Annotated in this window: 13 protein-coding genes; 4 read left to right on the top strand and 9 right to left on the bottom strand. The window is 73.2% G+C overall.

The window, feature by feature from the left end; translation table 11 throughout:
- Positions 1-494: 494 nt before the first annotated feature.
- The 5 genes from ACQPWZ_RS20170 to ACQPWZ_RS20150 are packed head-to-tail and all read right to left on the bottom strand — an operon-like array spanning position 495 to position 5,938.
- Positions 495-1,292, bottom strand: coding sequence for a type III pantothenate kinase (locus ACQPWZ_RS20170; protein WP_327681671.1), 798 nt, complete (start codon positions 1,290-1,292; stop codon positions 495-497).
- Positions 1,292-2,317, bottom strand: a complete 1,026-nt coding sequence (gene nadC / locus ACQPWZ_RS20165) for a carboxylating nicotinate-nucleotide diphosphorylase (RefSeq protein WP_340474510.1) — start codon at positions 2,315-2,317, stop codon at positions 1,292-1,294. The genes ACQPWZ_RS20170 and nadC overlap by 1 nt, the downstream gene beginning before the upstream one ends.
- On the bottom strand, positions 2,314-4,029 hold the full coding sequence (locus ACQPWZ_RS20160; protein WP_433572048.1) for an L-aspartate oxidase: 1,716 nt from the start codon (positions 4,027-4,029) through the stop codon (positions 2,314-2,316). Before ACQPWZ_RS20160 ends, nadC begins: the two co-directional genes overlap by 4 nt.
- Positions 4,026-5,021, bottom strand: a complete 996-nt coding sequence (gene panC / locus ACQPWZ_RS20155) for a pantoate--beta-alanine ligase (RefSeq protein WP_433572047.1) — start codon at positions 5,019-5,021, stop codon at positions 4,026-4,028. Before panC ends, ACQPWZ_RS20160 begins: the two co-directional genes overlap by 4 nt.
- On the bottom strand, positions 5,018-5,938 hold the full coding sequence (locus tag ACQPWZ_RS20150) for a Rossmann-like and DUF2520 domain-containing protein (protein WP_313944939.1): 921 nt from the start codon (positions 5,936-5,938) through the stop codon (positions 5,018-5,020). Before ACQPWZ_RS20150 ends, panC begins: the two co-directional genes overlap by 4 nt.
- 117 nt (positions 5,939-6,055) lie before the next feature.
- Here ACQPWZ_RS20150 and ACQPWZ_RS20145 point away from each other — a divergent pair, with 117 nt between their 5' ends.
- Positions 6,056-7,198, top strand: a complete 1,143-nt coding sequence (locus ACQPWZ_RS20145) for a threonine aldolase family protein (RefSeq protein ID WP_433572046.1) — start codon at positions 6,056-6,058, stop codon at positions 7,196-7,198.
- A 122-nt stretch (positions 7,199-7,320) separates the two neighbouring features.
- On the opposite strand, the gene ACQPWZ_RS20140 is transcribed toward ACQPWZ_RS20145, so the two are convergent.
- Positions 7,321-7,521 carry a hypothetical protein gene (locus ACQPWZ_RS20140; RefSeq protein ID WP_340474504.1) on the bottom strand — a complete coding sequence of 67 codons (201 nt, stop codon included), beginning with the start codon at positions 7,519-7,521 and terminating at the stop codon, positions 7,321-7,323.
- A 107-nt stretch (positions 7,522-7,628) separates the two neighbouring features.
- On the opposite strand from ACQPWZ_RS20140, the gene ACQPWZ_RS20135 reads away from it, so the two are divergent.
- Positions 7,629-8,753: a DUF5937 family protein gene (locus ACQPWZ_RS20135; RefSeq protein WP_340477939.1), complete on the top strand. Its 1,125-nt coding sequence runs from the start codon at positions 7,629-7,631 to the stop codon at positions 8,751-8,753.
- Between the two features lie 71 nt (positions 8,754-8,824).
- Here ACQPWZ_RS20135 and ACQPWZ_RS20130 read toward each other — a convergent pair whose 3' ends face one another.
- The gene (locus ACQPWZ_RS20130; protein ID WP_327681683.1) at positions 8,825-9,502 is read right to left on the bottom strand and encodes a response regulator transcription factor; all 678 of its coding nucleotides are present in this window, start codon (positions 9,500-9,502) and stop codon (positions 8,825-8,827) included.
- 95 nt (positions 9,503-9,597) lie between these two features.
- Positions 9,598-10,797 carry a sensor histidine kinase gene (locus tag ACQPWZ_RS20125; RefSeq protein WP_340474503.1) on the bottom strand — a complete coding sequence of 400 codons (1,200 nt, stop codon included), beginning with the start codon at positions 10,795-10,797 and terminating at the stop codon, positions 9,598-9,600.
- Positions 10,798-10,893: 96 nt separating this feature from the next.
- Here ACQPWZ_RS20125 and ACQPWZ_RS20120 point away from each other — a divergent pair, with 96 nt between their 5' ends.
- Positions 10,894-11,877, top strand: a complete 984-nt coding sequence (locus ACQPWZ_RS20120; RefSeq protein ID WP_433572045.1) for an SAM-dependent methyltransferase — start codon at positions 10,894-10,896, stop codon at positions 11,875-11,877.
- A gap of 352 nt (positions 11,878-12,229) precedes the next feature.
- Positions 12,230-13,372, top strand: a complete 1,143-nt coding sequence (locus ACQPWZ_RS20115; protein ID WP_433572044.1) for an NADH-quinone oxidoreductase subunit D — start codon at positions 12,230-12,232, stop codon at positions 13,370-13,372.
- A 53-nt stretch (positions 13,373-13,425) separates the two neighbouring features.
- On the opposite strand, the gene ACQPWZ_RS20110 is transcribed toward ACQPWZ_RS20115, so the two are convergent.
- Entirely contained in the window at positions 13,426-14,442 is a 1,017-nt protein-coding gene (locus ACQPWZ_RS20110) for a hypothetical protein (protein WP_433572043.1), read from the bottom strand.
- Positions 14,443-14,490 lie beyond the last annotated feature (48 nt).

Below are 14,490 nucleotides of genomic sequence, written 5' to 3'. Positions count from 1 at the left end.
GTGTCCGGACTGCTTTCTCACCGCGCTTCGCGCGAGTTGCTGAAGCTCTGACGTCCGGACACCCCCCTCCTGCGCCCCCGTCCCCCTCCCGCCCGTCAGCGATCCCCCGACCGTTCGGGACGAGGTCCAGTGGACCGGGGTGCGCTGCGAGGGTGCGGATACGGGTCCGGCGGGAGCGAGGGCTCGGGTTCAGGGACGGGGACGTGCAGGGGTCGTGTCCGGGACGTCAAAGCGCCCGCAACTCGCGCGAAGCGCGGTGAGGACCGCAGTCCCGGACACGACCCCGGAACGGCACCGGGACAGCAACCGAACCAGGGGCTGAGCCACAACCACCCGCGGCCGCGCCACAAGGGCCCGGGCCGAACAACCGGCTGAGCCACAAGCACCCGCGGCCGCGCCACAAGGGCCCGCACCGAACAAGCGGCCCAGCCACAAGCACCCGAGCCACAAGCACCCGCACCGAACCAGGGCCCGAGCCGAAGGCGCAACCCGCACTACATTCGCGACACGTTCCGCTCGTACACCAGCCGCAATCCGATCAGCGTCAGCCACGGCTCATGCTCGTCGATCTCCGACGCCTCGCCCAGCACCATCGGCGCCAGACCTCCCGTCGCGATCACCGTGACCTCGTCCGCCTCGTCCGCCAGTTCGCCCTTCATCCGGCGCACCACGCCGTCCACCTGGCCCGCGAACCCGTAGACGATGCCCGACTGCATCGCCTCGACCGTGTTCTTGCCGATCACGCTGCGCGGCCGGGCCAGCTCGATCTTGCGGAGCTGCGCGCCCTTGACGCCCAGCGCCTCGACCGAGATCTCGATGCCCGGGGCGATCACACCGCCCGCGTACTCCCCACGCGCGCTCACCGCGTCGAACGTCGTCGCCGTACCGAAGTCGACCACGATCGCGGGCCCGCCGTAGAGATCGACCGCCGCGACCGCGTTGATGATGCGGTCCGCGCCGACCTCCTTGGGGTTGTCCATCAGGATCGGCACACCGGTCTTGATGCCGGGCTCGACGAGGACCGCGGGCACGTCGCCGTAGTAGCGGCGGGTCACCTCGCGGAGCTCGTGGAGGACGGAGGGGACGGTCGAGCAGATCGCGATGCCCTCGATGCCGTCGCCCAGCTCGTCCCCGAGCAGCGGGTGCATACCCATCAGGCCCTGGAGGAGGACGGCCAGTTCGTCGGCGGTGCGGCGGGCGTCCGTGGAGATGCGCCAGTGCTCGACGATCTCTTCCCCGTCGAACAGCCCCAGCACGGTGTGGGTGTTGCCGACGTCGATGGTGAGCAGCATCAGACGTCAGCCTCACGGAGGTCGAGGCCGATGTCGAGGATCGGGGAGGAGTGGGTCAGGGCGCCCACCGCGAGGTAGTCGACGCCCGTCTCGGCGTACGCCCGGGCGTTGTCGAGGCTGAGCCGGCCGGACGATTCGAGCGCGGCGCGGCCGGCGACGATCGCGACGGCCTCCTCGGTCTCCGCCGGGGTGAAGTTGTCCAGCAGGATGAGGTCCGCGCCCGCGTCCAGGACCTCGCGGACCTGGTGGAGGGTGTCCACCTCGACCTCGATCGCGAGGTCCGGGTAGGCGTTCCGTACGGCCTTGAAGGCCGCCGCGACGCCGCCCGCGGCCACCACGTGGTTGTCCTTGACCAGGGCCGCGTCCGAGAGGGACATGCGGTGGTTGACGCCGCCGCCGCAGCGGACGGCGTACTTCTCCAGGGCCCGCAGTCCCGGGGTGGTCTTGCGGGTGTCACGGACCCGCGCCTTCGTGCCCTCCAGCGCGTCCGACCACGCCCGGGTCGCGGTCGCGATGCCGGAGAGGCGGCACAGGATGTTCAGCGCGCTGCGCTCGCCCGTCAGCAGGTCACGGGTGTCGGCGGTGACGGAGAGCAGCTTCTGGCCGGCCTCGACGCGGTCGCCGTCGTCCACGTGGCGCTCGACGGTGAACGCGTCCGAGCACACCACCGACAGCACCGCCTCGGCGATCTGGAGTCCGGCGACCGTGCCGGCCTCGCGGGCGGTGAAGTCGCCGGTGGCGACGGCGTCCTGGGGGACGGTCGCCAGACTGGTCACGTCCGCGCCGCCGTCGAGGTCCTCGCTGAGGGCGAGGTGGGCGATGTCCTCGACCTGTACGGGGTCCAGGCCCGCGTCGGCGAGCATCGCGGCGAGGGCGGGGTCGAGCCCGCACTCCAGCTCGTCGTACCCCTCCTCCCCGCCGGCACAGCCGCAGGCGTCCCCGCAGCCCCCGGAGGACTCGGCCGGGGCGCCGATCTGGATCAGGGGTACGTCCACGGGACGCGGACGTTCTTCGGGCGTGCTCACGGTTGGTGCTCCCTGGGGGCATCGGGGACGGTGGCGGCGGAGGTGGCGGGGAACGCGGTGCTCTCGGTGCGGCGGACGACGAGGCTGCGGTCGGGCTCGATGCGGATCACCAGATGGCGGCGCCAGGTGGTGTCGTCCCGGTCGGGCCGGTCCTCGCGCCAGTGGCAGCCGCGGGTCTCCTCGCGTTCGAGGGCGGCGGCGGTCAGGACGCGGGCGACGCACAGCAGGTTCGAGGTCTCCCAGGACTCCACGCCCGGCTCGGCCGTCTTGGCGGGGCCCTCCTGGCCCTCGACGGCCGCGCGGTGGACACCTTCCAGCGCGGCGGCCGCCTCCGTCAGGCTGGCGGCGGAGCGCAGGACGCCCGCGCCCTGCGACATGATCCGCTGGATCTCGACGCGGGCCTCGGGGGCGATCAGCGGCAGTTCCGACGGGCTGGCGGGGGCGACGGGCTCGCCGGCGGACAGCGGTGCGCGCGAGGCGATGTCGGCCGCGATGCGCTCCGCGAAGACGAGGCCCTCCAGCAGGGAGTTGGAGGCGAGGCGGTTGGCTCCGTGGACGCCGGTGCAGGCGACCTCGCCGCAGGCGTACAGCCCCGGGACCGTGGTGCGGCCGCGCAGGTCGGTGCGTACACCGCCGGAGGCGTAGTGGGCGGCGGGGGCGACCGGGATCGGTTCGGTGACCGGGTCGATGCCGTGGGCACGGCAGGCCGCGAGGATGGTCGGGAAGCGGTGCTCCCACATCCGGGCCCCGAAGTGGCGGGCGTCCAGATACATGTGGGCGGCGCCCTGTTCGTGCATCCGGCGCATGATGCCCTTGGCGACGATGTCGCGGGGCGCCAGTTCGGCGAGTTCGTGTTGGCCGAGCATGAAGCGGGTGCCGGCGGCGTCGACGAGGTGGGCGCCCTCTCCGCGGACGGCCTCCGAGACGAGCGGCTGCTGGCCCTCCGAGTCCGTCCCGAGGAACAGCACCGTCGGGTGGAACTGGACGAACTCCAGGTCGGAGACCTCGGCCCCGGCCCGCAGCGCGAGTGCCACACCGTCGCCGGTGGAGACCGCGGGGTTGGTGGTGGCGGAGAAGACCTGGCCCATACCGCCGGTGGCGAGGACGACGGCCGGGGCGTGGACGGCTCCGACGCCGTCGTGCTGGCCCTCGCCCATGACGTGCAGGGTGACTCCCGCCGTACGGCCTTCGGCGTCCGTGAGCAGGTCCAGGACCAGGGCGTTCTCGATGGTGCGCAGGCCCCCGTCGCGGACGGCCTCGACCAGTGCGCGGGAGATCTCGGCGCCCGTCGCGTCGCCTCCGGCGTGCGCGATACGGCGGCGGTGGTGGCCGCCCTCGCGCGTGAGCTCTATCTCGCCGGCGGCGGAGGTGTCGAAGTGGGCGCCGGTGGCGATCAGCCGCCGCACGGCGTCCGGGCCTTCGGTGACCAGCGCGCGCACCGCCTCCTCGTCGCACAGACCGGCGCCCGCGACGAGGGTGTCGTCCAGGTGCTGGTCGGGGGTGTCGCCCTCGCCCAGCGCGGCGGCGATGCCGCCCTGCGCCCAGCGTGTGGAGCCGTCGTCCAGGCGGGCCTTGGTGACCACGACCGTGGAGAGCCCGGCGGCGGCGCAGCGGAGCGCGGCGGTCAGGCCGGCGACGCCCGAGCCGACCACGACGACATCGGCGGCGATGGCCCAGCCGGGCGCGGAGGCGTTCAGCCGTATGCCGGTCACGTGGAGACTCCGAACGTCAGGGAAATGTTGTCGATCAGGCGGGTGCCGCCGACCTTCGCCGCGACGGCGATGATCGCCTCGCCGTGGTGGTCGTCGGGGATCTCGGCGAAGGTGGCCGGGTCGACGAGGGCGAGGTAGTCGAGGGCGAGCGGAGGGGAGAGCCGCGCGGCCTCGTCCAGGACGGTGCGCGCCGCGGTCCGTACGGCGTCGGCGCAGCCAGGACCGGCCTGGGCGACGGCCGCCGTGTCGGCGGCGGCGCGCGCCTCCCCTATGGCCGAGAGCGCGGCGGCCCGGGCGAGCGTGCCGGCGGTCGCCTCGGCGCGGGCGTGCAGTGCCTGCTGGGCGGCGAGGCGGTCACGGGCCGCGAACAGGGCCCGGGACAGGGAGAGCGCGGTGACCCGCTCGGCCGAGGAGAGGTAGCGGTTGCGGCTGGAGAGGGCGAGACCGTCCTCCTCGCGCACGGTCGGTACGCCGACGATCTCGACCGGGAAGTTCAGGTCCCGCGCCATCCGGCGGATCAGCGCGAGCTGCTGCGCGTCCTTCCGGCCGTAGAGAGCGATGTCGGGGCGCGTGAGGTGGAGGAGCTTGGCGACGACGGTGAGCATGCCGTCGAAGTGGCCCGGGCGGTACGCCCCTTCGAGACGCTCGCCCATGGGGCCGGCGGAGATCCTGACCTGGGGCTCTCCGCCGGGGTAGACCTCGTCGACGGAGGGCGCGAAGACGATGTCGGCACCGGCGGCCTCGGCGGTCGCGAGGTCGGCGTCGAGCGTGCGGGGGTAGCGGGCGAGGTCCTCGCCCGCGCCGAACTGGAGCGGGTTGACGAAGACCGTGACGACCACCGAGCCGGCCGGGCCGACGAGGTCGCGGGCGGTGCGTACGAGGGAGGCGTGGCCCTCGTGCAGGGCGCCCATGGTCATCACGACGGCGCGGGTGCCGGTGACGGCCCTCAGCGCATGCAGTTCGTCCGCGGTCGTCACCATTCGGAAGCTCATCGCGCGTCGTCCTCCGCCAGCACACCGAGGAGGTCCTCGGCCAGCTCCGGCTTGAGCAGCCCGTGGGCGAGCGCCCGGTCGGCGGTGGTGCGGGCCATCGCGAGATAGCCGGCGACGGTGCCCGGCGCGTGCTTGCGCAGCTCCGCGACGTGCGCCGCGACAGTGCCGGCGTCTCCGCGGGCTACGGGGCCGGTGAGGGCGGCGTCACCCGATCGCAGGGCGTTGTCGAGGGCCGCGCCGAGCAGCGGGCCGAGCATCCGGTCGGGGGCGGCGACCCCCGCCGTACGCAGCAGCTCCATCGACTGGGCCACCAGGGTCACCAGGTGGTTGGCGCCGAGGGCGAGGGCCGCGTGATAGAGCGGGCGGGCCTCCTCCTCGATCCACTCGGGCTCGCCGCCCATCTCGATGACCAGCGCCTCGGCGGCGAGCCGCAGCTCCTGCGGGGCGGTCACCCCGAACGAGCAGCCGGCCAGCCGCTGGACGTCCACGCTCGTGCCGGTGAACGTCATCGCGGGGTGCAGGGCGAGGGGCAGCGCGCCGGCCCGCAGCGCCGGGTCCAGCACGCCCACGCCGTACCGCCCGGAGGTGTGCACCAGCAGCTGGCCCGGCCGGACGGCGCCGGTCTCGACGAGGCCTTCGACGAGGGCGGGCAGTGCGTCGTCGGGGACGGTCAGCAGGACCAGATCGGCGCGGGCGAGGACGTCGGCGGGCGTCACGATGGGCACGTCGGGCAACAGGACGGCGGCTCGTCGCACCGAGGCGTCCGATACTCCGGAGACCGCTACCGGGCGGTGCCCGGCGAGCTGGAGCGACGCCGCCAGCGCCGGTCCGACACGGCCCGCTCCGACGACGCCGACGGTCAGGCGTGCGGGGCGGTCCCGCGGGTCGAGCGGTTCCTGTGGTGCTGTGGCATTCACGCGGTGGGGGCCTTCCGTTCCAGTCCGCGGGGGGTACCGGACGATTTCCCGTCATGCTACGCCAGCAGGGCCCCCACCCTTCCGGGTTGTCCACAGGCTGTGGGGAATGATCGAGGGGTGACTGACACCGGCGAACAGGACGAGCGGCGGCGCAGGCTGGCCGCGTGGCGCGGATCGGACCGGGTGCTCTGGCGGGCGTCCGCCGACCACCGGATCCAGGAGCGGCTGACGGCCCTCGCGGCGGACGCCGGCCAGGTCTACGACCTGGACGACTGGACCGATGTGTACGGCAACGGGGTGGTCGCCGAACTGGAGCGGCGGGTGGCGCGGCTGCTCGGGTTCCCCGAGGCCGTGTTCTTCCCGACCGGGACGATGGCACAGCAGGTCGCGCTGCGGTGCTGGGCGGGCCGGACGGGGAACAGCACGGTCGCGCTGCATCCCACGGCCCACCCGGAAATGCACGAACGCGGCGCCTTCACGGCGGTGAGCGGGCTGCGGACGGTCCACCCGACGACGGAGCCGAGGCTGCCGACGGCGGAGGAGGTCCAGGACTTCGAGGAGCCCTTCGGGGCCCTGATGCTGGAACTGCCGCTGCGGGAGGCGGGCTTCGTCCTCCCGTCGTGGGACTCGCTGGTCGATGTGACGGAGGCGGCGCGTGAGCGGGACGCCGTCGTCCACTTCGACGGCGCGCGGCTGTGGGAGTGCGTGACGCATTTCGGCCGCCCGCTGGACGAGATCGCCTCGCTCGCGGACAGCGTGTACGTGTCCTTCTACAAGTCGCTCGACGCGCTCTCGGGCGCCGCGCTGGCAGGCCCCGCGGACCTGATCGCGGAGGCCCGCGCCTGGCGGCACCGGTACGGGGGCCTGATGTTCCAGCAGTACCCGGCGGTGCTGTCGGCGCTGCTCGGGCTGGAGCGCGAACTGCCGCGGCTGCCGTCGTACGTGGCGCACGCGAAGACCGTCGCCGCGGCGCTGGACGAGGGCCTGCGCGAGAGCGACGCCCCCTGGTTCCGTGTGCACCCGCAGATCCCGCACACGCACCAGTTCCAGGTCTGGCTCCCGTACGACGCGGACACGCTGAACGAAGCGGCCGTGGCCCAGGCGGAGGAGACGGGGGTGACGCTGTTCCGCAGATGGTTCTCGGACGGCTCTCCGCCGGGGCTGTCGGTCACGGAGGTGACGGTGGCGTCGCAGGGGCTGGAGTGGTCGGCGCAGGACGTGAGAGAGGCGCTGAAGGGGTTTCTGGGGCGGGTGGGGTAGGAGCGGCGGACGGCACGCTGCCGCGGGGCCTCAGACCGGCCCGAGTGCCCTGCGGCGGACGGGTCCGCGGCCAGGCCCGGGCGCCCCTGCGGCGGAGGGAACCGCCCGCGACGCCCGGTACGTCAGCCGCTCGGTGTCCCCGGCCGCTCCGCCGCCCGGTGGAGCCTCGCCCGCAGGGTCCGAAGGAGTCCCGGACCGCGGGCCATCTCCGCTCCCAGTTCACGGGCGACCTGCCAGTCGTGGACGCCCGGCTGCGGCGGAAGCGGGGTGCCGAGGACGGAGGCGCGGTAGCTGTCGATCATGTGCTGCTGCATGGCGTTCATGTCCTCAACGCTGCGCCGGGCCCCCACCGCCCGTCGCGTCGATTGACGAGCCGCGTCAACCGGCGGTCCGCCGGTTGCGCGGACCCCGCACCATGGGACCTGTGAGCGTGACCATCGACATCAGCGGGCTCCCTCAGGAGCGCATCGTCTTCGACATCTCTCCCCTCGCCGAGCTCGGCGTCGCCCTGCACGCGCTGGCCGAGCCGGCGCACCATCCGGGTCTGCACGGCTGGGCCACGGCCACCGCCGCCGGGCTCAAGCCCGATCTCGCGGACCGCCTGCACGAGGCGGACTTCCTGTGGCGGTCCACCTTCTCCGACGTCTTCATGCCGTTCGCGGGGCTGCCCGCGACCCTCGGCGGCGCCGCCGGCCGCACGGGCGCGACGATCGCCGAGGAGCTCGACCTGCTCGACCGTCTCGACGACGAGCGGTTCGTGTCGGCGGCGCTGGAGTTCACCTGCGCCAGTACGTACGGAATCGCCGGCCCGTCCGCCCTGACCGACCCCGCCCGGCGGGAGCGGGCGCTCGAACTCGCCGCCACCCGCGGACCCAAGCAGCTCGACTTCACGCGGCGGCTGCTGGACGACCCGGCGTCCGTACGCGCCTGGGTGCGCAGGCTCTTCGAGGACTGCGACCAGGCCTTCTTCGCCGACACCTGGCGCCGCGTCGCACCGCAGCTGGCGGCCGACGCCCGGCACAAGACCGAGCTGCTGCGCCACAAGGGCCTCGCCGAGGCGCTGTACGACGTCTCCCCGGCGCTCACGGTGGACGAGGACCGGACCCGTATCAGCGCCGACAAACTGGCCGAGGGACGGACGACGGCCGTCGACCCCTCGGTGGGCGCCGGACTCTCGTTCGTGCCGTCGAGCTTCGGCTGGCCGCATCTGATGGTGCTGCACGCGCCGGGCTGGCGGCCGGTGATCCACTACCCGGTCGGCTCGCCCGGACTGCCCGGCCCCGCACCCGTCGAGCTGCTGAAGCTGCGGATGGAGGCGCTGGCCCACCCCATGCGGATGCGGCTGTGCCGCAACCTGGCGCGTGCCGCGTACACGACGAGCGAGCTGGCGGACGCGTACGACATCACCGCGCCGGAGGTCTCACGGCATCTGTCGGTGCTGAAGAAGGCCGGGCTCGTCTCCACGCGCCGGCGCGGCCGGTACGTCCTGCACCAGCTGGACGTCGCCGCGGTGGCCCGGCTGGGCAGCGACTTCCTGGAGACGGTGCTGCGCTGACACGGTCCGGGCCGTGCGGCAGCGGCGTCCTGCCGCCGCCGAACGGGCCGTTGATCCACAGCGGCATCGCGTCAGGAAGCTGCTCCGCCGCCCGCGCGCACCAGGCCCGTCTCGTAGGCCAGCACGACCACCTGCACCCGGTCGCGGAGGTTCAGCTTCGTCAGGATGCGGCCCACATGGGTCTTCACCGTGGCCTCCGACAGCACCAGCCGGGCCGCGATCTCACCGTTCGACAGGCCCTGGGCGACCAGCAGCATCACTTCGCGCTCCCGCTCCGTGAGCCGCTCCAGCTCCTTGTGCTGCGGCTCGCTGCCGCTGCTCGGCAGCATCGGGGAGAAGCGGTCCAGGAGCCGGCGGGTCGTCGAGGGTGCGACGACCGCGTCACCGCTGTGGACCGAGCGGATCGCGCCGAGCAGTTCGGCGGGCGGCACGTCCTTCAGCATGAAGCCGCTCGCGCCCGCCTTCAGCCCGGAGAACGCGTACTCGTCCAGGTCGAAGGTGGTCAGGATCAGCACCTTCGGGGGGTTGGGCGCGGCACAGATCCGCCGCGTCGCCTCGACACCGTCGAGCCTCGGCATACGGACGTCCATCAGCACCACGTCCACGGCGGTGGCCCGCAGGTTCTCGATCGCCTCGGCCCCGTCGCCCGCCTCCGCGACGACCTCCATGTCGGGCTGGGCGGCGAGCACCATGCGGAATCCCGTGCGCAGCAGCACCTGATCGTCGACGAGCATCACACGGATGGACATGGCAGCGGGGTCCTCGGTCTCTCGGGGCTGTGGGTCTGGAGCGGGCCGGTGCGGGTCGGGCGGTCGGGGCGTTCGGCTCAGGTCGGGTCGCGGAGCTAGTGGGCGGGCTTGAGAGGGAGCAGGGCGCTGATCCGGAAGCCGCCGCCGGGCCGCGGGCCGGCGTCCAGCGTGCCGCCGACCATACCGACGCGCTCCCGCATGCCGATGAGCCCGTGGCCGCGCCCGTCGGCGCCACCGTCCTCGTACAACTCGTGCGCCGAGCCCCGGCCGTCGTCCTCGACCAGCAGTCCGAGACCGTCGTCGAAGTAGACCAGCCGCACACTGGCTCCGGCCTCCGGGCCACCGTGCTTGCGCGTATTGGTCAGCGCCTCCTGCACGATGCGGTACGCGGTGAGCTCGACGCCGCTCGGCAGCTGCCGGGCCGTTCCTTCGATCTTGAAGTCCACCGTCAGGCCCGAGTGGCGCACCTGCTCCACGAGGTCCTCGATCTGCTGCACATCGGGCTGCGGGACGTACTCACCGCTCTCCGGGGCGTCCCCGGTCCGCAGGACTCCCAGCAGCCGGCGCATCTCCGCGAGCGCCTGACGGCCGGTGGTCGAGATCGTCTCCAGCGCCTGTTTGGCCTGGTCGGGCGCGGCATCCAGCACATAGGCCGCGCCGTCGGCCTGGACGACCATCACCGAGACGTTGTGCGCGACGACGTCGTGCAGTTCACGGGCGATCCGGGCGCGTTCCGCCGCGACCGCGACCTTCGACTGCGCCTCGCGTTCCTTCTCCAGCCGCGTCGCACGCTCCTCGAGCTGGTCGAAGTACGCGCGACGGGTGCGTATCGAGTCGCCGAGCACCCAGGCCAGCGCGAACGGCACGCTCAGGACGACGGTGAAGAACACCTTGCCCCAAGTGCCGGTCTCCTCCATCGGCCAGCGCAGCTGCGCCAGGGTGGCCGCGGAGAGCCCGCCGACGAGGGCCAGCCGGGACGCCCAGGGCGACCGGTCGTGCGCGGCGACGGTGTAGATGATCACCAGCATCGCGAAGTCGGCCGGGTTGACCTGGATGTCCAGCGCGAGCTGGGCGACACCCAGCGCGGCGGTGAGGACCAGCATCTTCTCCGGCATACGACGGCGCAGCGCCACCACCAGGCTGAGCAGCAGCACGACCAGTGCCGCCGTCCACTTGTCGCCGACCCCGACCGGAACCGTGGCCGCCCACAGGAGGGAGATCCCGAAGAGCACGACAGCCCAGAAGGTGTCGACGCCCGTCGGGTGTCTGCGGATGAAGTCATAGAGGCGCTGCACGTAACCCAGAGTAGGGAACGTACATAGGTGCGGGGGTCAACCGGCAGAGCGATCCGGTGGGCGGAGGCGTACTCCGCAAGGTGGAGACTTGGGCCCGTGACGGATGAGACGTGTCAGTGGCCGGGCTGGCGGGAAGCCGCGCGGAGCGCGCTCTACGGGCCGGGCGGCTTCTATCTGCGGCCCGAGGGACCGGTGGGACATTTCCGTACCTCCGTGCACGCTTCCCCGCTCTTCGCCTCGGCCGTCGCGGCACTGCTGCGGCGCACGGCGGACGAACCGGGGACATCCGGGGAGCCGGCGTTCGTCGACATGGGCGCGGGCCGCGGCGAGCTGGTCACCGGTGTGCTCGCGGCGCTTCCGGCGGACTTCCCGGTACGGGCGTACGCCGTGGAGAAGGCGCCACGACCCGAGGGCCTCGACGACCGCATCGCGTGGGTGGCCGAGCCCCCGGCCGGTGTCCGGGGCCTCCTGTTCGCCAACGAGTGGCTCGACAACGTGCCCGTCGACATCGCCGAGGCGGACGAGGAGGGCGTGCCGCGGCTGGTCCTCGTGGGACCGGACGGCAGCGAGCGGCTCGGCCCGCCGGTCACCGGCGCGGACGCCGCATGGCTGGACCGCTGGTGGCCGTTGAAGGAGCCCGGCAGCCGGGCGGAGATCGGCCGGCCGCGCGACGAGGAGTGGGCGCGGGCGGTCGGCACACTGCGGGCGGGGCTCGCGGTCGCGGTGGACTACGCCCACACCGCCGGGTCACGGCCGCCGTTCGGCACCCTGACGGGCTTCCGGGAGGGCAGGGAGGTACGCCCGGTCCCCGATGGCAGCTGCGACCTCACGGCCCATGTGGCGCTGGACGCGTGCGCCCTGCCGGGCGCGGAACTGACCACGCAACGCGAGGCGCTGCGCACGCTCGGCGTCTCGGGCACCCGCCCGCCGCTGTCCCTCGCCTCGACGGACCCGGCGGCGTACGTGCGTGCGCTGTCGCAGGCGGGCGAGGCGGCGGAACTGACGGCCTACGGCGGCCTGGGTGACTTCGGCTGGCTGCTCCAGCGCGTGCCGTGGGCGGCCGGGGCCGGTGGGGACTGAGGCGCGGGTCCGGGGCGCGGGTCCGGGGCGGCCGGGGACTGAGGCACGGTCCGAGGCCGACGGCTACCGAAGCGCCGGGCGCGGCCGGGCGTGCGGGCGGGATCCGGCCCGTCGGCGGAGGGGATCCAGCCCGGGGCCGCCGGGACTGAGGCACGGTCCGAGGCCGACGGGTACCGAAGCGCCGGGCGGCCGGGCATGCGGGATCCGGCTCGGGGGCGGAGGGGATCCGGCCCGGGGACTGAGGCGCGGGTCCGGGGCGCGGGTCCGGGGCGGGCGGGCCGTCGGCGGAGCGGATCCCGGCCGGGGCCCGGGGACCCGTGAGGTCCCGCACCCCGTCGGGGATACTGGCGCCATGACGGAGACGACGGTCGGCATCGGCGGCGCGGCGGAAAGCACCGACATGGTGCTCAACATCGGCCCGCAGCACCCCTCCACGCATGGCGTCCTCCGCCTCCGCCTCGTTCTCGACGGCGAGCGCATCCAGCAGGCCGAACCGGTCATCGGCTATATGCACCGCGGCGCCGAGAAGCTCTTCGAGGCCCGCGACTACCGCCAGATCGTGATGCTCGCCAACCGCCACGACTGGCTCTCCGCCTTCTCCAACGAGCTCGGCGTCGTCATGGCCGTGGAGCGCATGCTCGGCATGGAGGTCCCCGAGCGCGCCGTGTGGACCCGTACGCTCCTCGCCGAACTGAACCGGGTCCTCAACCATCTGATGTTCCTCGGCTCGTATCCGCTCGAACTCGGCGGCATCACCCCGGTCTTCCACGCGTTCCGTGAGCGCGAGGAGCTCCAGACCGTGATGGAGGAGGTCTCCGGCGGCCGGATGCACTACATGTTCAACCGCGTGGGCGGCCTCAAGGAGGACCTCCCGGCGGGCTGGCTCGGCCGCGCCCGGCACGCCGTCGCCGATGTCCGCTCGCGGATGGACATCTACGACAACCTGGTGCTCGGCAACGAGATCTTCCGCGGCCGTACCCGCAAGGTGGGCGTCCTCTCGCCCGAAGCGGTCCACGCGTACGGCGTGAGCGGTCCGATCGCCCGCGCGTCCGGCGTCGACTTCGACCTCCGCCGCGACGAGCCCTATCTGGCGTACGGGGAGTTGCAGGACACCCTGAAGGTGGTCACCCGTGGCGAGGGCGACTGCCTGGCCCGCTTCGAGGTGCTGCTGGAGCAGACGCACAACGCACTGGCCCTGGCGGACGCCTGCCTGGACCGCATCGACACGCTCCCGCCAGGGCCGATCAACCAGCGGCTGCCCAAGGTGCTGAAGGCGCCCGAGGGCCACACCTACGCCTGGACCGAGAACCCGCTGGGCATCAACGGCTACTACCTCGTCTCCAAGGGCGAGAAGACGCCCTACCGCCTCAAGCTCCGCTCGGCGTCGTACAACAACATCCAGGCGCTCACCGAACTGCTGCCGGGCACGCTGGTCGCGGACATGGTCGCGATCCTCGGCTCGCTGTTCTTCGTCGTCGGCGACATCGACAAATGAGACGGACGGCCGGCGGAAACCGCCGGCCGCCCGTGAGGCTCAGGACCGCGTCGTCAGGAACTGACGGCCTTCCGGAGCTTCGTGATGTCCACCTGTTCCGTCTCGTCGTGCTCGGTCAGGTCGATGACCTTGCCGACCGCGCGGGAGCCGTCCGTGCGCTGCGCGGCGAGGGCCTCCTCGCCCACCACGTCGGCGAGGTCTTCCTGCTGCGCGGCCTCGATCGCCTTCTGCGTGTTCTCGCCGTCGGTCCCGTCGGCCGGCGTGGCCGCGATGGCGTTCCCGAAGAAGTCGAAGCCTCCCTCGGGGCGGCGCTTGCCGGGACGGCGCCTCGGGCCGTACGGCACGATCGCCGCCGCCACCGGAACGGGACGCCTGGCGGGGAGGGCGGACGTCGGACGGGAGTGCTGCTCCCCGCCGGCGGCCGCCGCGTGCTTCCCCTGCGGCTCGTCCGCCTCACGGGCCCGTTCCGCGAGATCCCGCTTGCGGGCGTCTTCGACGGTGCGCTTCGCCTCCTGGGCGGCGGCGTTGCGGGAGAGGTTGTCCAGCGCCATGGAGGCGCGCAGATAGGTCGAGGGGGTGGGCGTGGAGCCGGCCGGCATCAGCGCCTTGGGCGCGGACGCCTCGATCGCGAGCTGGCGACGGTCCTCCAGGACGCCGGCCCGCTCGGTCTCGGCGGTGGCGTAGCGGCGCAGCAGGGCAGCGTGCTCCCCGCGCAGGGCGGCGAGCTCGACGCGTTTGGCGCGCAGCCGCGCGTCCAGCTTGGTGCGCAGATCGCGTGATTCCTCGAGGTCCGCCTCGAGTTCGGCTATCTGCTCCTCGGTGCTCCAGGCATCGCTGGCACGGCCGCGGGTGAGGTCGGCGACCTGTCGGCCGGCCGCGCGGTCCCAACTGCGCATCAGCACCGCACCGGTGATCGCGGCGGCCGTCGCCGCCGTGACCAGGGTGCGGAGCACGACGGGCTCCGTCAGAAACCACGCGCCGGCGGCACACAGCACCGACGCTCCGGCGACGGCCGACGGCGGCAGCAGCCTGTGAAGGGGCGGGGAATGGCGGTGGCGTCCACGTGGCATGGCCTGAAATTTACCGTGCGTAGACGCCGAATGGGGTGTCGGCCCGGC

The organism is Streptomyces sp. CA-251247 (assembly GCF_050952975.1).
Classification (GTDB): Bacteria; Actinomycetota; Actinomycetes; order Streptomycetales; family Streptomycetaceae; genus Streptomyces; species Streptomyces achmelvichensis.
The sequence above is the reverse complement of the archived record's forward strand: the minus strand, read 5'-3'. Positions and strand labels throughout refer to the sequence as shown.

Coding starts and splice junctions, on each gene's coding strand:
- ACQPWZ_RS20170 (WP_327681671.1), bottom strand. CDS start 1,292: ATGCTGCTCACCATCGACGTCGGCAACACCCACACCGTGCTGGGGCTG.
- ACQPWZ_RS20110 (WP_433572043.1), bottom strand. CDS start 14,442: ATGCCACGTGGACGCCACCGCCATTCCCCGCCCCTTCACAGGCTGCTG.
- ACQPWZ_RS20140 (WP_340474504.1), bottom strand. CDS start 7,521: ATGAACGCCATGCAGCAGCACATGATCGACAGCTACCGCGCCTCCGTC.
- ACQPWZ_RS20115 (WP_433572044.1), top strand. CDS start 12,230: ATGACGGAGACGACGGTCGGCATCGGCGGCGCGGCGGAAAGCACCGAC.
- panC (WP_433572047.1), bottom strand. CDS start 5,021: ATGAGCTTCCGAATGGTGACGACCGCGGACGAACTGCATGCGCTGAGG.
- ACQPWZ_RS20130 (WP_327681683.1), bottom strand. CDS start 9,502: ATGTCCATCCGTGTGATGCTCGTCGACGATCAGGTGCTGCTGCGCACG.